Source organism: Streptomyces lomondensis, from assembly GCF_014651035.1.
GTDB classification, from domain to species: domain Bacteria; phylum Actinomycetota; class Actinomycetes; order Streptomycetales; family Streptomycetaceae; genus Streptomyces; species Streptomyces lomondensis.
The window spans coordinates 628,911-652,513 of sequence record NZ_BMWC01000003.1 but is presented as its reverse complement, the minus strand read 5'-3'; the positions used below and the strand labels follow the sequence as shown (position 1 = coordinate 652,513).

Genomic DNA, 23,603 nt, shown 5'->3' with positions numbered 1-23,603 from the left:
CCGGCGCTGTCCCGCTACTTGAACTGACTCGGCTGATAATCACCGGCCGGCTGCTGGAGGATGACGTTCAGCCGGTTCGCGGTGTTCATGAAGGCGATCAGGGTCACCAGCGCGACGAGCTGCTCCTCGCCGTAGTGCTTGGCGGCCCGCTCCCACACCTCGTCCGGGACGCCGCCGGCCCCGTCCGCGATGCGGGTGCCCTGCTCGGCCAGCTCCAGCGCGGCGCGCTCGGCCTCGGTGAAGACCGTGGCCTCCCGCCATCCCGCGACCAGATGGAGACGTACGGAGGACTCGCCTGCCGCCGCGGCCTCCTTGGTGTGCATGTCGAGGCAGACCGCGCAGCCGTTGATCTGGCTCACCCGCAGCGAGACCAGCTCCCGCGTGGCGGCCGGCAGCGGTGACTCCACGACCAGCCGCCCCACGGAGTAGAACTGCTTGACGAGCTTGCTCCCGCTCGGGAGGGCGAAGACGTCCAGACGCGCGCTCATGGTGAGCTCCCTTGTCGTTGTCGGTGCTTACGCCCTTATGAGTCAGCGGCTCACCACGATGTGACATGGACGGGTGTGACCTGCGTCTCCCCGCACCAGCCCTCGCGCACCGCGCCGACGATGCCCGCACCCGGCACCAGCGCGTGCGCCACAATGGACGGTATGCGCCTACGGGGCACCGCCTGTGCCGCCGCCGGACTGCTGCTGGCCGTCGCGCTCGGCTGCACCGGCGGCGGGGAGGAAGGCGTCCCCGAGCCGTCGCCGGCACCGGCCCGGGCCACGAGCGAAAGCCCCCGCGTCACGCCCTCCCCCACCCCCACCGCGGCCGACCCCGTCTCCCTCCCGGCCCTGATGCGGCGCGAGCACACCGGCTCCGGGCTGCGCCTCGGCGATGTGCTCGACCGCACCTCCGCCTACACCCGCTACGCCGTCACGTACGAGGCGAACGGCCTGACGATCTCGGGGATCATGAACATCCCCGAGGGCGAGGGCCCCTTCCCGGCGCTGGTGCTGGCGCACGGGTACATCGACCCGGACGTCTACGTCAGCGGCCAGGGCATGCCCCGCGAGCAGGACCGCCTGGCCCGCAGCGGCTATGTCGTCCTGCACACCGACTACCGCAACCACGCCCGCTCGGACAAGGACCCGGGCAACGACGTCGACCTGCGCCTCGGCTACACCGAGGACGTCATCGGCGCCGCCCTGGCCCTGCGCGACTCCGGGCGCCCGGAGATCGACGGCGACCGCATCGGGCTGTTCGGCCGGTCGATGGGCGGCGGGGTCGTGTACAACACGCTGGTCGTGGCGCCCGGCCTGTTCGACGCGGCGGTCGCGTACGCGCCGGTCAGCGCACGGCCGCAGGAGAACATCGACCACTTCCAGCGGCCCGACGGCGACCCCCTCGTGGCCGAGATCGAGGAGAAGCACGGCACGCCGAAGGAGAACCCGGCGTTCTGGCGCGATGTCTCGCCCCTCACCTTCGCCGACCGGGTGACCGAGCCCCTGCTGATCCAGCACGGCACCGCGGACGACACCTGCCCCCTCGCCTGGTCACGGGAGGCCGCCGCGGCGTTCGAGAAGGCGGGCAAGGACGTCGAGCTGCGTGCCGTCGCCGGTGAAGGCCACACGTTCGGGCCGCGGTGGGCGGCCGAAATGGACGTCACCGAGGCCTTCTTCGCGCGCCACCTGCGCTGAGCCCGTCACACCCGGGACCGGTACAGCCCGAACTCCGCGATCCGCACGGTCCCTCGCGCCCCGGTCACCCGCAGCCGCCACCGCCGGGCCCGCACGGCCCCGGGCAGCAGCAGGATCCGGCTCGCGCCGATCACCCCCGCCCGGGCCGCCTCCGTCCAGCGGCCGTCGCGGTACGCCTCCACGACGAAGCCCTCCACCTGCTGCCCGTACCGGACGTCCTCCGCCAGCCGGACCCGGTCCACCTCCCGCTCCCGGCCGAGGTCGACGGTGACCCGGCCCGGCGCGCCGCCGGTCCGGGCGCCGCGCGCCAGGTCCTCGGGCAGCTCCCGGTCGATCCGCTCGCGGAACTCCCGCAGCCGCGCCACATCGGCGGCGGGCAGCAGCCCGTCCGTGTCCGGCGGGACGTTGAGCAGCAGCACCGAGTTCCGGCCGACGGACCGGAAGTAGAGGTCCGTCAACTGCTCGACGCTCTTGGGCTGCTGGTCGGCGTGGTAGAACCAGCCGTCCCGGATCGACACGTCGCACTCGGCGGGCCACCACTGCAGGTAGTCGGCCACGGGCCGGGCAGCGGCCAGCGCGTCCCGGCTGCCCATGTCGGGGGCGTCGTAGGAGAGGGCGTAGTCGGTCCGCCCGTAGTCCTGCTCCTGGACGGGTACGACGCTCCACTCGTCATCCCGGGCGAGCCCGCCCTCGTTGCCGACCCAGCGCACGTCCGGCCCGGTCACGGCGACGACGGCGTCCGGGGCGAGCGCCCGCACGAGGGCGTACCAGCTGTCCCAGTCGTACTTCTCGACCTGGTCCGGCGGGATGTGGCCCTGGGCTCCGTCGAACCACACCTCGTCGACCGGGCCGTACTCGGTGAGCACCTCGTAGAGCTGGTTGAGCATGTGGGCGCCGTAGTCGGTGGCCGGGAGCGTGTGCGAGCGGGGCGGTGTGCGGTCGTCGCCGTCGACGAGGGTGGGGATCGTGCGGTCGGCGCGGGCGCTGCCGTTGGCGTACACGCCGTGCAGGTACTGGTTCTCATCGGCGGGCGAGATGTAGACGCCGACCTTGAGGCCGTGCCGCCGCATGGAGTCGGCGAACGCGCGCAGGACGTCGCCCCGGCCGTCGCGCCAGCTGCTCGACGCCACCGTGTGGGCGGTGTAGCGGGAGGGGTAGAGGACGAAGCCGTCGTGGTGCTTGACGGTGAGGATGGCGAGCGTGAAACCGCCGTCGCGCAGGGCACGGGCCCACTGGTCGGTGTCGAGTCCGGCCGGCTGGAAGACGTCCGGGTCCTCGTCGCCGGTGCCCCATTCCAGGCCGGTGAAGGTGTTCACGCCGAAATGCAGGAACGCGGTGCGCTCCAGGCGCTGCCAGGCGATCTGCCGTGCGGTGGGGCGCACCCGGGAGGCCTTGCGGACCAGGTCCTCCGGTGTGTCGTCGGGGCTGACGGGGATGCGGTGGCCGGGGTCGTCGGAAGCGGCGGTCGCGGGTGCCGTCACGCCGGCGGTCGCGGCGAGGGCGGTGGCCGAGGCGAGGAACACGCGTCGGGGAACGGCCATGGCGATGACTCCTCAGGTCAGATGCCAGACGGCGGGGGTGCGCTGGTCGGGCGGGTACTGCGCGAGCCGGCCGTCGTCCGTCACGCTCACCGTCATCCGCGTGATCGCGTTGACGAGCCGGTGGCCGCCGCCCCCGGCCGGGACCGGCTGCCAGCGCTGGAGGGTGTCGGCGGGATCGCAGGCCTGCGGCGTCACCTCGACACCCGGCTGGAGCGGCACGTTCAGCGTGAGTTTCCCGCCGCGCACCGCCAGGCAGCCGTCGGCGGTCCGCAGGGTCACATAGCCGTCGGGCGTGCGCCGGAGGGCGGCGGTGAAGGAGCTGCCGGATGTGCGGAACGTGTAGGTCCCGTCCGCCACCGGCACCCGGGTCAGGTCCCGCCGTCCGGGCGCGTGCCCCACCTCGGCGCCGCGCGCGGTGAACTCGGCGTACGTGGCGTCGGGGTGCGGTTCGCCCCAGGTGGCTTGGGCGATGTGGCGCAGGGCGGGCCACAGGGCGACGGCGACCTCGTTCTCGGTCTCGCCGCGGCCGTTGTCGGGCCAGAGGCTGATCTTCGCGCCGGTGATGCCGTCGGCGGAGGCGAGTTGCTCGCCCTCGAAGCTGCGCGGGTCCCAGCTCTGGTCGTACAGCGCCTCGGTGTCGGTGTGGAAGCCGCCGCGGACGAGATAGAGCGCGTAGGCCGCGTTCATCAGGGGGTGGCCCTGGGCGATGAGCCGGCTCGGCTTGACCGCCACGTCCAGCCAGTGCTCGACCGTCGTACCGGCCGCCACCGGCACCGTGTTGGCGCCGGTGAGCCCGTCGTTCCAGATCCGCAGCCGCTTGCCCTTGCCCGCCGCGTAGGCGTGGACGCGGTTGACGAAGTCCACGAACGCGTCCTGGGGTGTGGCGTCCGGGCCGTATCTCCCCCGCGCGTACTCCAGGACCTGCGGGTACTTGGCGAAGTCGGAGCCGAGCATGTACTCGTCGGCGCCCATGTGCCACTCCCGCGCGGGGAAGACCCGGGCGTACTCGTCCATCAGGCTCGTGTAGTAGGCGAAGGCCTCGGGCCGCGTGATGTCCAGCCGTGACGGCTGCTTGGTGCCGTCCCGGTCGGTGAGCTGGAGGTCGGGGCGGTTCTCGATCCACGGGTCCATGTGCCCCGGGGAGTTGATCTCGGGGATGATCTCGACGTGGTACTCCTCGCCGAGGGCGACCAGCCGGCGGATCTCGTCCTCGGTGTAGTAGCCCCAGGTGTTGGCCTCGGGGTGGGCGTCGCTCTTCACCTTGAGTTCGAGGAGCAGCTGGTTGAGCTTGTGGTACGCCATCTCGCGCACCAGGTTCTCCAGCCAGGGCAGGGAGACGTGGATGTAGCAGGCGCAGACGCCGACGCCCCGTTCCCGGTAGCGGGGTACGTCGACGGTGCGTCCGGCGGGGACGCGGTCGTCCTGTGCGAGGAGCTGGAGGAGGGTGCGGGTGCCGTAGAAGGCACCGGTCTCTGTCGCGCCGGTCACCGACAGCCGCCGCCCGGCGTGGAGTTCGTAGCCCTCGGGGCCGAGCGAGGTCCGGCCGGGCCGGATGTCGATAACGATGTCACCGGCCCGGGCTCCGCCCCGTACGACCGGGACCGTGCCGTGGCCGGCCGCGCGGAGGTCGGCGGCGAGGGTGGAGGCGACCCGGCGTTCGGCTCCGGTGCCGGCCACGAGGCGGGTGTCCCCGTCGTAGGCGTAACTGCCGGGTTCCGGGGTCCAGTCGGCGAGTGCGGGCACGGTGACCGGTGTCCGCGGCTCCTCCCGGGCGGCGACCGCCGGTGCCGGGCCGACGAGCAGTACCAGCACCGACAGGAGTCCGGCCCACCGCACCCGCCGTCTTCTGCGCTCAGTCATCCGGCTCCCCATTCATCCGACGTCTGATGATTGAGCTGGCATCGACAGCTGTCAATGGGGCCTGCGCGGGCGAAAGTTGAGCTATTGATCGGAGGTACGGGGCGCGCGGGGGCGGACCGGGGCGCATGGACCGGTCGGCGACCTCGACGTGCGCCCCCGACCGGTGCACAGTTCTCCCTACGTACTCGCCAGTAAGCCCGTCCCTCTCCATTCCGAGGAGCCTCCGTGACCACCTGGGCCGGCCGCACCGCCGCAGAGATATCCGCCGCCGTCCGCGAGAAGCGGGTCACGCCCCGGGAGGTGGTGGCCGAGCACCTCGCCCGGATCGAGCGGTTCGACGGCCGTGTCGGGGCCTTCCGCAGGGTGCGTGCCGAAGCGGCACTGGCCGAGGCCGACGAGGTGTCCGCGCGCGGCGACTTCGCCGAACTGCCTCTGGCGGGGGTGCCCGTGGCCGTCAAGGACAACCTGGCCGTGCGCGGCGAGTCCCGGCGCGTCGGCTCGGCCGCGACGCCGGACACGCCCGCCGCGCAGGACCATGTGACGGTGGCCCGGCTGCGGGCCGCGGGCGCGGTGGTGGTGGGGCTGACGAACGTGCCCGAGCTGTGTGTCTTCGGCACGACCGACGGTGTGCTGGGCACCTCCCGCAACCCCTGGGACCCCGCGCGCTCGGCGGGCGGTTCGTCGGGCGGCAGTGCCGCGGCCGTCGCGGCCGGGATGGTGCCGATCGCCCTCGGCAACGACGGCATGGGCTCCCTGCGGATACCGGCCGCCAACTGCGGCCTGGTCACCCTCAAGCCGGGACGGGGAGTGGTCCCGGCGGGCGACAGCACCTGGTTCGGCATGTCGGAGAACGGCCCGCTGGCCACGACCGTCGAGGACGCCCGGCTGATGCTCGCGGTGCTCGCCGGCACCGGGCCCGTCCCCCGGTCCGAGCCCGGCACGCTCAGGGTCGCCGTGTCGCTGCGCAGTCCGCTCGCCGGCGTCACCATCAGCCGGCCGTACGCGGCGGCCGCCCGGGAGGCGGCCGGGGTGCTGATGAGAGCGGGCCATCAGGTCCGGCGCGCCGACCCGCCCTACCCGTTGTCGCTGGCGACGACGGCACTGGCCCACTGGACGGCGGGCACCGCGGCGGACGCCCGGCACCTGGACCCGCGTCTGCTGACCCGACGCACCCGCGTCCACGCGCGCCTCGGCCGCCCCTTCATGGCCGCGGTGCGCTCCGGAAGCAGCCGGGAACAGCTGCGGCGACGGCTGGAACCGTTCTTCACGGAACACGACGTGCTGCTCACGCCCGCGCTCGCCCGCCGCTCCCCGAAGGCCGGACCCTGGCACGAGCGGGGCTGGCTGAGCAACGTGCTGGCCAACACGCAGTACTCGCCCCTGACGCCCGCATGGAACCTGACCGGCTGGCCCGCCATGGCGATCCCCTGCGGAACCCTGCCCTCCGGCGCCCCGTGCGCCGTGCAGCTGGTGGGCCGGCCCGGCACGGAGTCCCAACTGCTGGATCTGGCAGCCCAGTTGGAGGAACGAAACCCGTGGCGGCGTACGGCGCCGATGAACTAGAGTGGGCCGGGTGACTGCCGGGTCGGCCGTAGGCCATGCACGAGTGAGGCGCCCGGCCTCGGCGTGAGCGCGGCGGGGGCGACCCCGCCCGGGCCCGTCCGAGAGCCGCAGAGGGCACGAGCCCCGCCTCCCGTCTCCGTGTTCCCTTCCTTCCCGCGCCCTTTCCGGCGCGTTCCCGCAGACCAGTGAACCGGAGACGAACTCACGCATGTCCCACGCACAGCACACCCCTGACCTGCCGACCGCCGTCGCCCACCTCAACCACACCGCCGTGTACGCCTCGGACCGCTGGCTGTCGGCGGAGTTCCTGGCGGCCGTCCTGGGCCTGGAGGTCGGCGCCCCCTTCGGGCCGTTCCTGCCCGTCGACCTGGGCAACGGCGTGACCCTCGACTACTACGAGAAGAGGGACGAGCCGATCCAGTCGCAGCACTACGCGTTCCTCGTGCCCGAGGAGCGGTTCGACGCGATGATCACCCGTCTGGAGGCGCTCGGGGTGACGTACTACGCCGACCCGAGCCACACCGAGCCCGGCCGGGTCAACAGCCTCTTCGGCGGACGCGGCGCCTACTTCGACGACCCGGACGGCCACAACATGGAGATCATGACCCGGCCGTACGTCCGGCCCTGACGACCGCCCGGGCCACCACCCAGTGATGCTTGCCGAGGCGCCGGACCCGGTCGAAGCCCTGGCGCTCGAACAGCGCCACCGTGCCGGTGAACAGGAACGACGCGGAGACCGACCGGTCCTCGGTGTCCTCGGGGTAGCCCTCCACGGATCCGCCGCCGAGCCGCGCGATCTCCCGGAGGGCGCCTTCGAGGGCGACGGCGGCCACGCCCCGGCGGCGGTGGGCGCGATCGACGAAGAAGCAGGTGATCCGCCAGTCCGGCAGGGCGTCGAGGTCCTTCTCGTAGGCGCGCCGGTGCTTGATGCGGGGCAGTTCGGAGGGCGGCCCGAACTGGCACCACCCGACGCAGTCCCGGCCGTCGTAGACGAGGGCGGCGTGCGCGCGACCCTCGCGGACCCGGGTCTCCTTCTCGGAGCGGTTCTGCTCCGGGGTCCTGCCGCGGCCGATGCCCTCGGGGTGGAAGGCCATGCACCAGCAGCCGCCCCACACGCCGTTGTGCCGCTCGGCCAGACCGGCGAAGTCCGGCCAGGTGGCCGCTTCGAGGGGTTTCACCCGAAGGCCGGTCATGGGCTCCTCCGATGGTCTACAGCGCCCGGTACATGATGTGCAGCCCCACCCGGCCGTGCCGGGGGTGGTCGAAGGCGTCCGGGACGGTGCCGAGGATCGTGAAGCCGAGAGAGGTCCACAGCTTCACCGCCGGGTTGGTCTCGACGACGGCGTTGAACACCATGCCCCGGTAGCCGGCGGCTCTGGCCTCGGCCAGGAGGTGTTCGGCGAGGGCGCGGCCGTAGCCCCGGCCGCCCTGGGCGGGGTCGACCATGAAGCCGGCGTTGGCGATGCGGGCGGCGGGCCCGCCGTAGTTGGGGGTGAGGTAGGCGGAGGCGACGACGGCGCCGCTGTCGTCCTCGACGACGTAGACGCGTTTCGCCGGGTTCATCCACAGGACCCGGGCCTCCTCCTCGGAGGTACCCGGGTCCCAGGCGTAGGTCTCACCCGCGGCGACGATGCGGTGCCAGAACGGCCAGATGCGCGGCCAGTCGTCCGCCGTTGCTTCCTTGATCAGCATGGACGTGAGTCTGGCACGCCCATGCGGTCGGCGATCGCGGAGGGTGTCCGCCCGCTGTCAGTCGACGCTGGGCAGGATGTGGGGCTCCGCGAGGTCCTCCTCGTAGCCCGCGAGGCGGATCGGGGCCGACCGGGCCCACACGTCGAGGCTGCCGAGCTCGTCGGCCCGCCGGCCGGCGCGCTCGCCGCGTTCCTTGGGGCGCTGATCGCGTTTCGTCTTCTCCGGTGTCACCGCGCACTCCTTATGTGTCGGTCACCCTCGGGACGTCCGCGCCGGTCCTGCTGCGCCTGACGTCCGCTCGGGCTCTGATGGCAATGCAGTTCGGACGCGGTGGCGCCGGTCGACTCACGGGAGAGCAGGCCGTGGTGAACCGGCTTGTCCCATGACGGACCATGGGTGTGGGTGGGACCCCGGTACTGCTGTCCGTCCGCTTCAGATTAACCAAATGAGCGGGCCCCCGCTCGATGGGGCTGAAAACAAGCGGTAACGATCGCGCGTCATCCCGTGTTCAACTCCGGTTTACGCACCGATTCGTCCACGTCAGGGCGTTTTGCGGATCACCCGTTCGGTGGAGGCCGACGACGGCGCTTTCGAGTCGGTTGCGCAGTTCAAGTGCCGTTGGCTGAGTCGCAAGCTCGCCATGCTCTGCTGCGGTACGGCAACGGCTGTCTCGCGGGAGGACTGACGCATGGAGCTGCGCAGCGTCGAGGAGCTGATGGATCTGCTGTACGCCTGCCGGGGCACCAGGGACGTCCCGGGCCGCGACGGCCCGCCGGTCGACCTGCACGACCACGCGCTGCGCACCGCCGCGCTGCTGCGCCGCGGCCGCCCGGCCGACAAGGAACTCCAGGTGGCGGGACTGGTGCAGCCCATCGGCGGGCTGCTGTGGCCCGGCGACCCGGCCGGGCGCGCGGATCACGCGGCCGACGCCGTGCGCGCCCTGCTCGGCGAGCGGGTCCACCGCCTCGTACGCGGCTGCCCCGGCCGGGGCGCCCCGGCCGACGACGACGTCCTCACCCTGCGCCAGGCGGCCGAGGAGGGACGCACGGCCGGCTTCGACGCCGGGGTCCTGGAGGACTGGCGCACGGTGCTGGAACTGCTGGCGGCACGCAACTCCCGCCTGGGGGCGGTCGACTGACGACCGGGCCCTACCACTTCCCCGGCGCGTAATCCTTCAGGAAGACCCCGTACAGGTCCTCCCCCGCCTCGCCCCGCACGATCGGGTCGTACACCCGCGCCGCCCCGTCGACGAGGTCCAGCGGCGCGTGGAACCCGGCTTCCGCGAGCCGCAGCTTGTCGTAGTGAGGCCGCTCGTCCGTGATCCACCCCGTGTCGACCGAGGTCATCAGGATCCCGTCGGTCTGGAACATCTCCTGCGCGCTGGTCCGCGTGACCATGTTCATCGCGGCCTTGGCGGCATTGGTGTTGGGGTGCCCCGCGCCCTTGTAGCCGCGCCCGAAGACACCCTCCATCGCCGAGACGTTCACGACGTAGGCGCGCCCGCTCGCCGCCTTCTTCGCGGCCGCGGCCATCGCCGGGCGGAGCTTGCTGATCAGGATGAACGGCGCCGTGTAGTTGCACAGCTGGGTCTCCAGCAGCTCCACCGGGGAGATCTGCTCGATGGTCTGCACCCAGGTGTTGGAGTCGACGACGTCGGGGACGAGACCGCCCGCGTCGATCGCCGTGCCGTCGAGGTGCCGCTCGACGCTGGCGTTGCCCGCGACCAGGGCGAGGTCGGCGACCTGCTGCGCGTCGAGGCCGCTGGTGCCGAGGGGCAGCGCGGCCAGGCCGTCGACCGCGCCGGAGTTGAACGCGCCGATGACGTGGTGGGCGGGCAGTTCCCCGGCGGGCAGCGGCGCGCTCTCGCCCTCGACCAGGGCGGCGTAGGCGGACGGCAGGCGGCGCACGGTCTGCGTCGCGTTGTTGACGAGGATGTCGAGGGGGGCCGCCTCGGCGATCTGGTCGGCGAGGGCCACGGCCTGCGCCGGGTCGCGCAGGTCGATGCCGACGACCTCCAGGCGGTGGATCCAGTCCGCGGAGTCGTCCATGGCCTTGAAGCGGCGGATGGCGTCCTTCGGGAACCGCGTGGTGATCGTGGTGTGCGCACCGTCGCGCAGCAGCCGCAGCGCGATGTACATGCCGATCTTGGCGCGGCCGCCGGTGAGCAGGGCGCGCTTGCCGCTGAGGTCGGCGCGGACGTCGCGCTTCTCGCGGTTCACGCGGGCGCAGTCCGGACAGAGCTGGTGGTAGAAGTAGTCGACTTCCACGTACCGGGTCTTGCAGGTGTAGCAGGAGCGCGGGCGCTGGAGGATCCCCGCGATCCGGCCCTCCTCGGTGCGCGAGGAGGGCAGGAGGCCCTCGGTCTCGTCGTCGATGCGCTGGGCGGAGCCGGTCGCCGTGGCCTCCGTGACCGCCTTGTCGTGGGCGGTCTTGGCGGCCCGGCGCTCCTGGCGGCGGCGCTGCTTGACCGTGCGGTAGATGCCCGCGGTGGCCCGGCGCACCGCGATGGCGTCCGGGTGGTCGACGTCCAGCTTGTCGAGTTCCTCGAGCACGCTGAGGCAGACGGCCAGCCGCTCCGGGTCGATGCCGGGTCCGTACGAGAGCCCGCTCGCCTCGTCCATGGCCTGCGGGCCGTCCTCTGTCACCGTCATCGCCGCTGTCGTTCCCTGTTCTGCCGTCGCGGGCGCCGGTCGCGCCCGCTTTCGAACGGCGAATTTTACTTCAGCGCCGGGCCGCACCGCCAAACTCGCGCCGATCAGGACCGGCAGGCCTTGATCAGTGCCGCCACCTCCTTGGAGACGGCCGTGGCGAACAGGTCCAGGTCGGGGACCGCCTCGCCGTCGGCGACGAGGCCGTAGTGGACGCTGCCCCGGTAGGTGGAGACCGCGACCGCCAGGGAGTGGCCGGGGGCCAGCGGGGCGAGGGGGAAGACGGCGGTGAGCGGGTGGCCGCCGAGCTTCAGGCCGAGGCTGGGCAGCGGCACGCTGGTCACGAGGATGTCGAACCAGAGCCGGGCCGCCTGGCCGACCAGGGGTCCGCCGAGCCGGTGGGCGAGGGCGGGGACGTGGTCGGCGAGCAGGGCTACGGCGCCCGCGCCCCGGTTGGGGCCGGCGTCCTTGTTGCGGTCCATGGCGGTGCGGACCGAGGCGAGGCGGGCCAGCGGGTCCGGGTCGTCCACCGGAAGCCGTATCAGGTACCCGGAGAGCCGGTTGCCCTGCGGGTAGGCGGTGCGCGGGCGGCGCTTGGAGACGGGGATCAGGGCGCGGGGCGCGACGCCCTCGCTGCCGTCGCCGCGCTCGTCGAGCCAGCGGCGCAGGGCGCCCGCGACGACCGCGATGAGGACGTCGTTGACGGTGCCGCCGACGGTCTTGCGGATCCGGTGCACGTCGTCGAGGTCGAGCACCACTCCGGCGGTGCGGCGGGTGCCGCTCGGCTCGCAGGTGAGCGCGGGGGTGGAGCGCACGTCGAGGGAGGAGCGGGCGACGGCGGTGCCGATGTCCAGGGCGCGGCCGACGTCGGACAGGGCGCCGCGCATCAGGCCGGGCAGCTCGCGCACGTCCGGCAGCAGGCCGCGCGGGGGCTGGGCGGGGCGGGGCCGGGGTGCGGGCATGTCCATCGGGTCCATGACGCCGGCGGCGAGGGTCAGCGCCCGCAGCCCGTCGGCCAGGGCATGGTGGAACTTGAACAGCACCGCGAAGCAGACCCCGTCCTCGCCCGGCAGCACATGGGCCTCCCAGGGCGGCCGGCCGCGCTCCAGCGGGCGCCCCATGAGCCGGCCGGCCTGCGCGTGGAAGTCGGCGGTCGGCGCGTGCAGCCGCACATGCTGCAGGGGGTCGAAGTCCGGGTCCGGTTCCCGGGCCGCGCCGCCGAAGGCGAGCGGGCGGCGCAGCGCCGAGGGCAGCGGCTGCCACACGTCGCGGATCCGCATCCGCAGTCCGGGCACGCCGGCGGCGCGGGCCGCGAGCAGGTCCGCCGCGTGGGCGCCCGCGGCGGGCGAGTGCGCGGAGAAGATCCCGAGCGCGCCGAGGTGCATCGGGTGGTCGGCGGACTCGAGGTTCCAGAACGCCAGGTCGAGAGGAGCGAGCAGGTCAGCAGTCAAGGGCTTGCCTCGCGTCGACGACGGGTGGGTCAGCAGTCAATCGCCCCCAGCCGATTACGGTCAAGTACGATCAGGCTACACACAGTTAACAGCGGATTAAGTCCCGCCCCGTGAGAGGGGCGGGACTTATGGTGCATGTGTGGTCAGTCCAGCACAGGTTGCGGCGCCGGGCACCCGGTGGGAGTCACCCGGGAGGCGTCACGGATCAGCGCCTCGTGCGCGGCCTTCAGCTTGGCCGTGTCGGGTTTCAGCACCGCGCGGTCGTAGGTGAGGAAGCCGTTCAGCTCGCCCTCGACGTCCGCGATCTGGGTGTACACGGCGCCGTTGCCGCCCTTGCAGACCAGCGCCCGGACCTCGTCCAGCTTCGTGAGGTAGTCCTCGGTGTAGGTGGCCGGGTCGACGTCGACGTACGACATCTGCACCGACCAGGCGTGGCCGGGCACCGCGAGGCCCAGGCCGCCGTACTCGCCGCTGACCAGGGCGCGCTCCCCATCGGGGCGGGGCGGCAGGGCCGGGCTCGGGTAGCCGTGCTCGTCCATGATGTCGCCGGTGCCGCCGTCGGCGCCGAGGTTCAGCCCGGACTGGCCGTTGACGAGGCGGGTGGGGTCCCAGGCCTTGGCCTGCTCGGCGACCCGGCCGACGTCGTACTGGCCCCAGCCCTCGTTGAAGGTCACCCACATGACGACCGACGGGCTGCTGACGTGCTCGTCGATCATCTCCTTCAGCTCGCGCTCGTAGCGGGCGCGGGAGGCGGCGCTCGGGTTGACCCCGGCCGTCATCGCGGGCATGTCCTGCCACACCAGCAGCCCCAGCCGGTCGGCCCAGTAGAACCAGCGGTCCGGCTCGACCTTGATGTGCTTGCGGACGGAGTTGAAGCCGAGCCGCTTGTGCGCCTTCAGGTCGTGGGCCAGGGCCTCGTCGGTGGGCGCGGTGTGCAGGCCGTCGGGCCAGAAGCCCTGGTCGAGGGTGGCCATCATGAAGACGGGCTTCCCGTTGAGGACCGTGCGCGGGACGCCGTTCACCTTCTCGACTGCGATCGAGCGCATGCCGAAGTAGCTGCCGACCCGGTCGGCGCCGACCTTCACCTTCAGGCCGTAGAGGAAGGGGTCGTCCGGGGACCACAGGTGTGGGTCGTGGATCGTCAGGGTCAGCGGACCGCCGGTGCGGCCGCTGGCCGTGGCCACCTCGCGCCGGCCCTCGTACGCCGTCGCCGTGATCGGTACGCCGTCCCGGACGCCCCGGGCCTCCACGGTCAGCCTCCCGCCGGCCACGTCGGGGGTGAGCTTCAGGGAGTCCACGTGGTCGCGGGCCACCGGCTCCATCCACACCGTCTGCCAGATGCCGGAGGACGGGGTGTACCAGATGCCGCTGGGGTCCAGGCGCTGCTTGCCGAGCGGCGGGTTCTCGCCGGAGGCCGCGTCGGTCGGGTCGTGGACGCCGACGATCAGTTCCTGGGTGCGGCCGGGCTTGAGCGCGTCGGTGATGTCGGCGCTGAACTTGTCGTAGCCGCCCTCGTGGGTGACGACCTTGGTGCCGTTGACGTACACCTCGGAGCGCCAGTCGACGGCCCCGAAGTTGAGCTTGAGGCGCTGGCCTGAGCCGATCCGCCAGTCTGCCGGGACCGTGAAGGTGCGGCGGTACCACATGCGGTCCTCGTGCCGTTCGATGCCGGAGAGCTGGGACTCCACCGGGTACGGGACGAGGATGCGCTCCTTCAGCGTCCTGCCGACGGGCGGCTGCTCGCCCTCCTCGGCGGCGGCGAACTGCCAGCGGCCGTTCAGGCTCCGCCAGGCGTCCCGGGTCAGCTGCGGACGCGGGTACTCCGGGAGGGCGTTGTCCGGTCCGACCTCGTCGGCCCAGCGGGTGCGCAACTGGTACGTCGAGCGGTTCGGGCCGCTGGTCCAGAACTCCTTGACAACGTTGCCGTCGGCGTAAGAGAGGCCGCCTTCCCCGTCGTAGCGGAGGTCGGCGGTGCCGCGGGCCGTGCCGGTCTTGTTGCCGACGACCGGCTCGTCGAGGGCGACCAGGAGGGACGTGGGGTCGGCCGGGTCCAGCCGGGCCGCGCCGAGGGGCCACGCGGCGCCGCCGATCACCGCGTCCAGGTGGTCGGTGAAGCCGGCCGGGGGTGCGCTGAGGGGCTGGGCGAAATCCAGCTTGAGCGTGCGGCCGGTGGCCTGGACCGTGGCCGCGAGGGCGCCGTCGTAGTCGAAGCCGTCGGGGAGGCGGAAGGCCGACTGCGGGACGGGCTCCTTGGCGGCGCCGGGCTGGGTCCAGCGCAGGTGGAGGTTGGAGCCGCCGTAGTGCTCGAAGTACTCGACCTTGATGTCGTAGGGCTTGCCGGCGGTCAGGTCGACGGGCTGGGCGGTCTGTTCGCGGTCCCAGTCGTCCACCCAGTGGTCGATGGCGAGCCGGCCGTCGATCCAGAGTCGGAAGCCGTTGTCGGCGCTGATCGAGAAGGTGTGCGGCCCGGTCTTCTCCGGGACGAGCTTTCCGGTCCAGCGGACGCTGACGTCGTCGGACTGCCCGGTGGTGAAGTTCAGGCGCGGCTCCAGGTTGTCGAAGTCGAGGTCCTGGTCGAAGGTCGTCGCCTTGAGGGTGTGGAAGTCGAAGGCGCCGGGGGCGGAGTGGGTGTAGTACTCGCCCTTGAGGCCGTGGATCTCGGCGGGGTCGTCCGCGAGGGCGGGTGCCGCGGTCAGGCCGGTGAGGGCGAGGAGCGCGGCGAGCGGTAACGCGATGCGGGTTCTGAGGCGTCCGGTACGCACGGAACCTCCGTAGCGGCGTTGTCATGTACAGGAGTTGGCATGACAACACGGATCCCGGTCTTCGTCCAGGCTCAGGACAAAGTCGCCCGGCCGCACCGCGTCAGGTGACCAGCTGCCCCTTCCCGAGGGCGATGACCCCGCCCTTGGACACCGTGTACAGCTCCGCGTCCCGCTCCGGGTTCACGCCGATCGTCGCGCCCGGCGGCACCTCGACGTTCTTGTCCAGGACGGCGCCGCGCACCACCGCGCCCCGCCCGATGTGCACGTTGTCGTGCAGCACCGAGCCCTGCACCACGGCTCCCGGGTCGACCACGACACCCGGGGACAGCACCGACCGCGTGACCTGCCCGCGGACCAGGCAGCCCGCGCTGATGATGGACTCGCTGGCGATGCCGCCGGCGTTGAAGCGGGCCGGCGAGAGCTGGTACGAGTGCGTGTAGATGGGCCAGCTGCGGTTGTACAGGTTGAACGCGGGGCGCTCGGCGATCAGGTCCATGTGGGCGTCGTAGTAGGCGTCCAGCGTCCCCACGTCCCGCCAGTAGCCCTGGTCGCGGGTGGTCTCGCCGGGTACGTGGTTGGCGCTGAAGTCGTACAGCGCGGCCTCGCCCCGGTCGGTGAGCTGGGGCAGGATCGAGCCGCCCATGTCGTGCACGGAGGACTCGTCCTCCGCGTCCCGCTTGAGCGCCTCGATGAGGGCCTTGGTGGTGAAGATGTAGTTGCCCATCGAGGCGAAGACGCAGTTCGGGTCGTCCACGAGGCCCGGCGGGTCGGCCGGCTTCTCCAGGAAGCGCTCCACCGTCTGCCCGTCGGAGCCCGGCGTGATCACCCCGAAGGACGAGGACTCGGTGCGCGGCACCCGGATCCCGGCCACCGTCACGCCCGCGCCGCTGTCGATGTGCTGGGCGAGCATCTGGCGCGGGTCCATGCGGTAGACGTGGTCGGCACCGAAGACGGCGACGTACTCGGGGCGCTCGTCGTAGATCAGGTTCAGCGACTGCAGGATCGCGTCGGCGCTGCCCAGGTACCAGCGGGGGCCGAGGCGCTGCTGGGCGGGTACCGGCGTGACGTAGTTGCCCAGCAGATTGGACATCCGCCACGTGGTGGTGATGTGCCGGTCCAGCGAGTGCGACTTGTACTGCGTCAGGACGCAGATGCGCAGGATGTCGCCGTTGACGAGGTTGGACAGGACGAAGTCGACCAGGCGGTATGTACCGCCGAAGGTCACCGCCGGTTTGGCACGGTCCGCGGTCAGGGGCATCAGCCGTTTGCCCTCGCCGCCCGCCAGCACGATCCCCAGGACCGAAGGACCACCACCACGCATGGCCGCTCCCCTCACGCCGATTTCCCGATGCCTGCCCCTGAGCAGCACGCACTAAGCCTGTTTGACGATCTCCTCGTACAGCCGGACCGTGCGGCGGGCCACCGCGTCCCAGCCGAACTCGCCGACCGCGCGCTCCCGCCCGGCCTCGCCCATCCGCCGGGCCGCCTCCGGATCGCCCAGGACGGTGTCCATGGCCCGGGCGAGACCCGCCTCGAAGCCGTCGCCGGCCGGGACGAGCAGGCCGGTCCTGCCGTCGTCCACGACCTCGGGGATGCCGCCGACCGCCGAGGCCACCACGGGCGTCCCGCAGGCCATCGCCTCCAGGTTCACGATGCCGAGCGGCTCGTACACCGAGGGGCAGACGAACAGGGCGGCGTGCGTGAGGAGCTGGATCACCTCCGGACGCGGCAGCATCTTCGGGATCCAGAACACTCCGTCGCGGACCTCGCTCAGCTCCGTGAACAGCTCCCGGAACTCCCGGTCGATCTCCGGCGTGTCGGGCGCGCCCGCGCACAGCACGACCTGCGCGGCCGGGTCGATGTCCCGCACCGCGCGCAGCAGGTGCGGCACGCCCTTCTGCCGGGTGATCCGGCCGACGAACAGCACGTACGGACGGGAGCGGTCGAGGCCGATCCGGTCCAGGGCGTCCGTGCCGTGGTCGGGCCGGTACAGGCCGGTGTCGATGCCGTTGTGCACGACGTGGACCTTCTCCGGGTCCAGCGCCGGGTAGCAGCCGAGGATGTCCTCGCGCATGGCGCCCGAGACGGCGATCACCGCGTCGGCGGCCTCGATCGCGGTGCGTTCGGCCCAGCTCGACAGCTCGTAGCCGCCGCCGAGCTGCTCGGCCTTCCAGGGGCGCAGGGGCTCCAGGGAGTGGGCGGTCATCACGTGCGGGATGCCGTACAGCATCTTCGCGAGGTGACCGCCGAGGTTGGCGTACCAGGTGTGGGAGTGGACCAGCTCGCGGCCTTCGAGGGCGGCGGCCATCGCCAGGTCGACGGAGAAGGTGCGCAGCGCGTCGTTGGCGCCGTCGAGCGCGGACCAGGGGCGATGGCGCAGCACGCCGTCGGCGCGGCCCTCGCCCCAGCAGTGCACGTCCAGGTCGACCAGGGGTCTCAGCTCCCGGGCGAGGAATTCCACATGGACGCCTGCGCCGCCGTACACATCCGGCGGGTACTCCCGGGTCAGCAGTCCGACGCGCACCCGCAACTCCCTGCTCTCAGCGGCCGTTCCCTTTCATGGTCACCCAGATGAGGCGCGTGGGGAAGAGCGAGGTGGTCGTGTGAAGCAACAGTCGCCGCAGACACCCCCTCCGGGCACTCGGTAGTACAGGCAGCAGCTGCGGCGCCGGAAGGCCGTGCCGGTGAGGGTCCCGGCGCCGTCGAGCAGGGGATGCGCGAGGAGTTCCGCGGCCAGGGAGCGGGCCCGGGCGGCGACGTCCGTACGGCCGTGCCGGTGCGCCCAACGGTCGAGTTCCCGGGCGGCGCCCGCCAGCGCGGAGGCGGCGTTGCCCCGCAGCAGGCCCGGGGCGAGGCGGTAGTGGGCGCGCAGGGCCGTCGCCAGCGGTACGAGGTGGCCGTGCAGGACGGCGTCCGCGACGGTCGGCGCGTCCCCGGGGAGCGGCCGTACGTCCGTCAGCCACAGGTCGTCGGGGGCGCTGCCGTCGGCGTCCCAGCGCAGCAGCCCGGCGTCGAGGTCGGGGATGGCGCCGTGGAGCGCGGCGCAGCCGAGCGCCACCGACCAGAGGCGGGCCGCGAGCCCCTGGTGGGTCACGGACGCGGCGACGCGCAACTCCGGGGCGCGCAGGGCGGTCGCGACCTTGCGGACACGGAAAATCAGGGGATTTCTGGATACATCCGGTGCCGGGTTCGTGTAGGCCTGTGCGAGAGTGGGAAGAGGCCTGGCCGGAGCTCCTTCCGAAGCACCTTCAGAAGCACCTCCCGAAGCTCCTTCCGTGTGCAGCACGAAGAAGCCGCCGAGCGGGCGGAGCGAGGCAAGGCCGGGGTCGAGGTCCACGAAGAGCAGTAGTACCAAGGCCCCTAGGGGACGCGACCCGGTGACCCCCGACCGGCGCCGCCCACCCTGGGGATGACGGGGTTCCCCTCGTACTCCATCGGCAGTAGGACCCAATGAGTGCTCAGGGACGACGACGGGAAGACCTGGACACGGCAGGGTGTTGGTCATGAAAGCCGACCTTTCGCCGCGCCGGGCCGAGCGCCCCCGCCTGACGCAGAGGAGCAGCCGATGAGCGCCCTCGCGTTGTCCGTCCTGCTGTCCCTCGTCTCCGCGGTCGCCTACGCGGGCGGGGCGATCGTGCAGGAGCGGGTGGCGGAGTCCTCGCCGGGCGAGCAGTACGCGCCGCTGCGCCGGCCGGGCTGGTGGGCGGCGGTCGCGCTCAACGGCCTCGGCGGTCTGCTGCACGTGGTGGCGCTGGCCTACGGACCGCTCAGCCTGGTGCAGCCGCTCGGCGCGCTGACCATCGTGGTGGCCCTGCCGATGGCCGCGCTGTTCGTCGGCCGCAAGGCGGGTGCCACGGCCTGGCGGGGCGCGATCATGGCGACGGTGGGGCTCGCCGGTCTGCTGTCCCTGGTCGCCGCGTCCGACGCGCAGTCGCTGAACGCGACCGAGCGGGTGGCCGTCGCCCTCGTCACCGCCGGTGTGGTCGTGGCACTGATGGTCGCCGCCCGGGCCGCGCACCGGCACCCGGCGGTCCGCAGCACGCTGCTGGCGACCGCCTCCGGTATCGCGTTCGGCATGTCCTCGGTGTTCACCAAGACGGTCGCGGTCGACTGGACCGGCGGCGTCACGGCGGCGGACGTGCCGTCCCTCGCCGTGATCGGCGTCCTGGCCACGGCCGGCATGCTGCTGTCGCAGGCCGCCTACCGGGGCGCCGGCCTCGCGGCCCCGCTGGCCACGCTGACGGTCGTGAACCCGGTGGTGGCGGCCGCGGTCGGCATCACGATGTTCGAGGAAACCTTCCGCTACGGCACGACGGGCACGGTGCTCGCCCTGGGCTGCGGTGTGGTGGCGGCGGGCGGTCTGATCCTCCTGACGACGGAGCGGCTGACGCACGCCCAGCCGGAGCGCGCGGGGGCCGGGCTGCCCGGGCCGGTCGGTGCTCTCCCCCAGCCGGTGGATGCCCCGACCCGGCCGGTGGGTGGTCTGGCCGAGCCCGTGGGTGCCCTGGCCGAGCCGGTCGGTGCTCTGCTCGGGCGTGCGGGCGGGGTCGCCGAGGCGGTGGGCAGTCCGACGTCGGTCGTGGACGGCCTGCCCGAGAGCATGGGTGCCGGGGCCGAGGCCGTGCCCGGTGGTGGGTCACTGCTCGTCGAGGAAGTCCTCGTAGCCGTACCGGACGTCGCGTACGAGAGCGGGGAGCCGTCGGTGTCCGCCGACGACCAACGCCCGCTCTCCTACGTGCCGTTCTACGGCATCCCGTACGTCCCGATGCCCACGCTGGACCGGCACCGCACCCGCATCAGATCCTGACGCCGCCGGCCCTCAGATACGCCACCGGGTCGACGTCCGTGCCGAAACCGGGCCCCGTCCGCACCTCGAAGTGCAGATGCGGGCCCGAGCTGTTGCCGGTGGAGCCGGAGCGGCCGATGCGCTGCCCGGCGCTCACCGTCTGCCCGTCCCGTACGGAGATCGCCGACAGGTGGGCGTACTGGCTGTAGCGGCCGTCGCCGTGCCGGATCACGACCTGGTAGCCGAACGAGCCGCCCCACCCCGCGGTGACGACGGTGCCCCCCGCGACCGACTTGACGGACGTGCCCGTGGGCACGGGGAAGTCGACGCCGGTGTGGTAGCCCTGCGACCAGGCGGAGCCCGCCTTGCGGTACGGCGTCCCCAGGGAGGCGCTGACCGGGGCGACGAGGCCCTGCCGGGTGGTCGTGGACCGTGCGGCCCGCTCCTCCTTCTGGTCCTTCGTCCGCTCCCTGGCGCGCTCCCCGGCGCGGTCCTGTGACGGCTTCTTCGTGGACGGCTTCTTCGCCGCGGGCTTCTTCGCCGACGGCTCGGCCGACGGGGACGGCTGGTGAGCGGGACGCGTCTTCGTGGCGCCCTCGCCGCTCAGCGCGAGCCGCTGGCCGGGCACGATCAGGTCGGGATCGCCCCCTATGGTCGCGCGGTTGGCGGCGTACAGACCCCGCCAGCCGCCCCGGACGTCCTCGTCGGCCGCGATGCCGGAGAGGGTGTCGCCGCGAACCACGGTGTACATCTCGGCGCTGCCCGCCCGGGACTGCGGCGTGGACTGCGGCCGGACGTCCTCGATGGAGGTCTTCTTCTTCTGGTCCTTCTGCTTCTCGTCCTTCTGCTTCGTGCTCGCGGAGGCCGGCCGGATGTCGGGCTCGCCGCCGCCCCGGGTCAGTCCGGCCCGGACCGAGCAGACCGGCCAGGCGGCCGGGCCCTGCCCGTCGAGCACCTTCTCCGCGACGGCGATCTGCTGGTCCTTGGTGGCCAGGTCCGCGCGCGCCGCGTAGGCCCGGCCGCCGTACGCCTCCCAGGTGGACTGGGTGAACTGGAGCCCGCCGTAGAACCCGTTGCCGGTGTTGATGCTCCAGTTGTTGCTGGACTCGCAGGCGGCGACCTTGTTCCAGGTGGCCACGTCCGCCGCCTGGGCGGTGCCGGCGCCCATGAACGGGAGCGCCATGCCCGCGCCGCCCGCGGTGACGGTGAGTGAGGCCCGGTTGATCCTGTTCGGCTGATACCGGCGGTGCCGGCCGCGTACGGCCATCGATTGCCCCCCCTAGACATGCGTCAGGAGGGGCAAAAGTAAGCGCTGCGAACCGGCCAGGACAAGGCGGCTATCGGCCGCCCGGTTGCCCAAGTGGCCGGTATGAGGCCCCTGTTGCGCGACGTGCGCCACGGCGGTGCACCGCGTACGCCAGGCGGTGCTCGGGTGCGACGTGCGCGGGGACGCGTACATCGGCTGAGTGCCCCGGGGGCTCTGGCGCGTATCTGCCTGCGCGACGTCGTACGACCCGCGCGTGCGGACGAAGGAGCGGCACGTCAGGATGGTCGACGGGGGCACGCTGGTGGGCAGCACCGGCAGCACCGATACCGAGGTCTTTAGGAGCGAACCGAATGAGCAGTACAGCGCAGATCGGCGTCACGGGTCTCGCGGTCATGGGCCGCAACCTCGCCCGCAACTTCGCCCGCAACGGCTACACGGTGGCGGTGCACAACCGGACGCCCTCGCGCACGCACGCCCTGGTCGAGGAGTTCGGCGGCGAGGGGAAGTTCGTCGCGTGCGAGTCCGCGAAGGACTTCGTGGCAGCGCTGGAACGGCCGCGGCGGCTGGTCGTGATGGTGAAGGCCGGTGAGCCGACCGACGCGGTGATCCGGGAGTTCGCTCCGCTGCTGGAGCCCGGCGACATGATCATCGACGGCGGCAACGCGCACTTCGCGGACACCCGGCGCCGGGAGCGCGAGCTGCGCGAGCAGGGCATCCACTTCGTCGGCATGGGCGTCTCCGGCGGCGAGGAGGGCGCGCTGAACGGGCCGAGCATCATGCCGGGCGGCCCGAAGGAGTCCTACGACTCGCTGGGCCCGATGCTGGAGAAGATCTCGGCCAAGGCGGCCGACGGTTCGCCCTGCGTCTCCCACGTCGGTCCGGACGGCGCCGGGCACTTCGTGAAGATGGTGCACAACGGCATCGAGTACGCGGACATGCAGCTGATCGGCGAGGCGTACCAGCTGCTGCGCGAGGTCGCCGGGTACTCCCCCGCCGAGATCGCGGAGATCTTCCGCACCTGGAACCGGGGGCGTCTGGACTCGTACCTGATCGAGATCACGGCCGAGGTGCTGTCCCACGTGGACGCGGCGACGGGCAAGCCGTTCGTGGACGTGGTGGTGGACCAGGCCGAGCAGAAGGGCACCGGCCGCTGGACCGTGCAGATCGCGCTGGACCTGGGTGTGCCGGTGTCGGGCATCGCCGAGGCGGTGTTCGCGCGCTCGCTGTCCGGGCACGCGGCGCTGCGGGAGGCCTCGCGGGAGCTGGCCGGTCCCAAGGCGAAGCCGCTGAGCGAGGCGGAGGCCGGGGCGTTCGCCGACCGCGTCGAGCAGGCGCTGTACGCGTCGAAGATCGTGTCGTACACGCAGGGCTTCCACGAGATCGACGCGGCCCGCGCCGAGTACGGCTGGGACATCGACCTCGGCGCGGTGTCCGCGCTGTGGCGCGGCGGCTGCATCATCCGCGCGGCGTTCCTGGACCGGATCCGCGCCGCGTACGACGCCCGGCCGGACCTGCCGAGCCTGCTGTCGGACGCCACCTTCGCGCAGGAGATCGCGGACGCCCAGGACGACTGGCGCGAGGTGCTGGTCGCCGCGACCCGGCAGGGCGTGCCGACGCCCGGGTTCGCCGCGGCGCTCGCCTACTACGACGCCCTGCGCGCGGAGCGGCTGCCGGCGGCGCTGACGCAGGGGCAGCGGGACTACTTCGGTGCGCACACGTACCGGAGGGTGGACCGGGACGGGTCGTTCCACACGCTGTGGGGGCAGGACCGGTCGGAGGTCTCCGCGTAGGCACTGTCTCCTGCGTAGGCACTGCCCGCCGAGGAGCGACAAGGGGCGGTGGACGGCACGTGTGGCCGTCCACCGCCCCTTGTCGTGCCCGGGCTCAGGACAGCGGCGGTCCCGGCTCCGGATTGGGTACGGGTTCCGGTCCCGGGGGGATCGGGGACGGGTTCGGGCCCGGCACGGGGTCGGGACCCGGCGGCGCCGGCGGGGTGGGACCCGGCGGCGGTGTGGGGGCCGGCGGAGGCGGCGGGGTCGGCTCCGGGCCCGGCGGGGGCGTGGGGGCCGGCGGCGCGGGCGGAGTCGGCTCCGGGCCCGGCGGGGGCTGCGGGTTCGGCACCGGATCCGGGTGTGGCTCCGGGTGCTGGGGATCCGGGCCCGGTGTCGGTGCCGGCGGCACGGGGTCGGGGTACGGGTTCGTCATGAGGTCCTCCAGCCAGTCGCTCGACTCCGGCTCTGGACTACTCCCCCGCCTACCCATCGCGTGCCTCGCCAGTCACTCCCCGGCAGGACGGGAAGAGAGCCAGATGGGGGTAGCGGGGCGGTCCCCCGCTACCCCCGCCACCGTGC

General features: G+C 72.6%; 19 protein-coding genes. 6 read left to right on the top strand and 13 right to left on the bottom strand.

Annotation, left to right across the window (positions count from 1 at the left end):
• Positions 1–14: 14 nt before the first annotated feature.
• Positions 15–488, bottom strand: coding sequence for a carboxymuconolactone decarboxylase family protein (locus IE255_RS14410; protein WP_190050617.1), 474 nt, complete (start codon positions 486–488; stop codon positions 15–17).
• A gap of 162 nt (positions 489–650) precedes the next feature.
• Between IE255_RS14410 and IE255_RS14405 the strand changes: the two genes are divergently transcribed.
• Positions 651–1,682, top strand: a complete 1,032-nt coding sequence (locus tag IE255_RS14405) for an alpha/beta hydrolase family protein (RefSeq protein WP_190050616.1) — start codon at positions 651–653, stop codon at positions 1,680–1,682.
• Positions 1,683–1,687: 5 nt separating this feature from the next.
• Here IE255_RS14405 and IE255_RS14400 read toward each other — a convergent pair whose 3' ends face one another.
• Positions 1,688–3,223: an alpha-L-fucosidase gene (locus IE255_RS14400; protein ID WP_190050615.1), complete on the bottom strand. Its 1,536-nt coding sequence runs from the start codon at positions 3,221–3,223 to the stop codon at positions 1,688–1,690.
• Between the two features lie 12 nt (positions 3,224–3,235).
• Positions 3,236–5,083 carry a glycoside hydrolase family 20 protein gene (locus IE255_RS14395; RefSeq protein ID WP_190050614.1) on the bottom strand — a complete coding sequence of 616 codons (1,848 nt, stop codon included), beginning with the start codon at positions 5,081–5,083 and terminating at the stop codon, positions 3,236–3,238.
• A gap of 225 nt (positions 5,084–5,308) precedes the next feature.
• Between IE255_RS14395 and IE255_RS14390 the strand changes: the two genes are divergently transcribed.
• Both IE255_RS14390 and IE255_RS14385 read left to right on the top strand, forming a co-directional pair.
• Positions 5,309–6,646: an amidase gene (locus tag IE255_RS14390; protein ID WP_190050613.1), complete on the top strand. Its 1,338-nt coding sequence runs from the start codon at positions 5,309–5,311 to the stop codon at positions 6,644–6,646.
• Between the two features lie 208 nt (positions 6,647–6,854).
• Positions 6,855–7,274 (top strand): VOC family protein, encoded by a 420-nt coding sequence (locus IE255_RS14385; RefSeq protein ID WP_190050612.1) that lies wholly within the window; start codon positions 6,855–6,857, stop codon positions 7,272–7,274.
• On the opposite strand, the gene IE255_RS14380 is transcribed toward IE255_RS14385, so the two are convergent.
• Genes IE255_RS14380 through IE255_RS14370 form a run of 3 tightly spaced genes read right to left on the bottom strand, consistent with a single transcriptional unit; the run spans position 7,246 to position 8,569 of the window.
• Positions 7,246–7,839 (bottom strand): GNAT family N-acetyltransferase, encoded by a 594-nt coding sequence (locus tag IE255_RS14380; RefSeq protein ID WP_190050611.1) that lies wholly within the window; start codon positions 7,837–7,839, stop codon positions 7,246–7,248. The genes IE255_RS14385 and IE255_RS14380 overlap by 29 nt on opposite strands.
• A gap of 16 nt (positions 7,840–7,855) precedes the next feature.
• Entirely contained in the window at positions 7,856–8,338 is a 483-nt protein-coding gene (locus tag IE255_RS14375; protein WP_190050610.1) for a GNAT family N-acetyltransferase, read from the bottom strand.
• A 57-nt stretch (positions 8,339–8,395) separates the two neighbouring features.
• Positions 8,396–8,569, bottom strand: a complete 174-nt coding sequence (locus IE255_RS14370) for a hypothetical protein (protein ID WP_190050609.1) — start codon at positions 8,567–8,569, stop codon at positions 8,396–8,398.
• Between the two features lie 457 nt (positions 8,570–9,026).
• On the opposite strand from IE255_RS14370, the gene IE255_RS14365 reads away from it, so the two are divergent.
• Positions 9,027–9,476: a hypothetical protein gene (locus IE255_RS14365; RefSeq protein ID WP_190050608.1), complete on the top strand. Its 450-nt coding sequence runs from the start codon at positions 9,027–9,029 to the stop codon at positions 9,474–9,476.
• A 10-nt stretch (positions 9,477–9,486) separates the two neighbouring features.
• On the opposite strand, the gene IE255_RS14360 is transcribed toward IE255_RS14365, so the two are convergent.
• The 6 genes from IE255_RS14360 to IE255_RS14335 all read right to left on the bottom strand — a co-directional run bounded on the left by IE255_RS14360 (position 9,487) and on the right by IE255_RS14335 (position 18,536).
• The gene (locus IE255_RS14360) at positions 9,487–10,989 is read right to left on the bottom strand and encodes an SDR family NAD(P)-dependent oxidoreductase (RefSeq protein ID WP_190050607.1); all 1,503 of its coding nucleotides are present in this window, start codon (positions 10,987–10,989) and stop codon (positions 9,487–9,489) included.
• 104 nt (positions 10,990–11,093) lie between these two features.
• Positions 11,094–12,437, bottom strand: coding sequence for a wax ester/triacylglycerol synthase family O-acyltransferase (locus IE255_RS14355; RefSeq protein ID WP_190050606.1), 1,344 nt, complete (start codon positions 12,435–12,437; stop codon positions 11,094–11,096).
• 143 nt (positions 12,438–12,580) lie between these two features.
• The gene (locus IE255_RS14350; RefSeq protein ID WP_190050605.1) at positions 12,581–15,199 is read right to left on the bottom strand and encodes a PA14 domain-containing protein; all 2,619 of its coding nucleotides are present in this window, start codon (positions 15,197–15,199) and stop codon (positions 12,581–12,583) included.
• Between the two features lie 100 nt (positions 15,200–15,299).
• Positions 15,300–16,520 carry a glucose-1-phosphate adenylyltransferase gene (gene glgC / locus IE255_RS14345; RefSeq protein ID WP_190050604.1) on the bottom strand — a complete coding sequence of 407 codons (1,221 nt, stop codon included), beginning with the start codon at positions 16,518–16,520 and terminating at the stop codon, positions 15,300–15,302.
• A 51-nt stretch (positions 16,521–16,571) separates the two neighbouring features.
• Positions 16,572–17,723, bottom strand: a complete 1,152-nt coding sequence (gene glgA, locus IE255_RS14340) for a glycogen synthase (RefSeq protein ID WP_190050603.1) — start codon at positions 17,721–17,723, stop codon at positions 16,572–16,574.
• 39 nt (positions 17,724–17,762) lie between these two features.
• Positions 17,763–18,536: a (2Fe-2S)-binding protein gene (locus IE255_RS14335; RefSeq protein WP_190050769.1), complete on the bottom strand. Its 774-nt coding sequence runs from the start codon at positions 18,534–18,536 to the stop codon at positions 17,763–17,765.
• A gap of 228 nt (positions 18,537–18,764) precedes the next feature.
• Here IE255_RS14335 and IE255_RS14330 point away from each other — a divergent pair, with 228 nt between their 5' ends.
• Complete coding sequence (locus IE255_RS14330; RefSeq protein WP_190050602.1) at positions 18,765–20,006, top strand: DMT family transporter; 1,242 nt, start codon at positions 18,765–18,767, stop codon at positions 20,004–20,006.
• Here the strand turns inward: IE255_RS14330 and IE255_RS14325 are convergent.
• Positions 19,996–21,252: a transglycosylase family protein gene (locus IE255_RS14325; protein ID WP_190050601.1), complete on the bottom strand. Its 1,257-nt coding sequence runs from the start codon at positions 21,250–21,252 to the stop codon at positions 19,996–19,998. The genes IE255_RS14330 and IE255_RS14325 overlap by 11 nt on opposite strands.
• 350 nt (positions 21,253–21,602) lie before the next feature.
• On the opposite strand from IE255_RS14325, the gene gnd reads away from it, so the two are divergent.
• Positions 21,603–23,042 carry an NADP-dependent phosphogluconate dehydrogenase gene (gene gnd, locus IE255_RS14320; protein WP_190050600.1) on the top strand — a complete coding sequence of 480 codons (1,440 nt, stop codon included), beginning with the start codon at positions 21,603–21,605 and terminating at the stop codon, positions 23,040–23,042.
• Positions 23,043–23,603 lie beyond the last annotated feature (561 nt).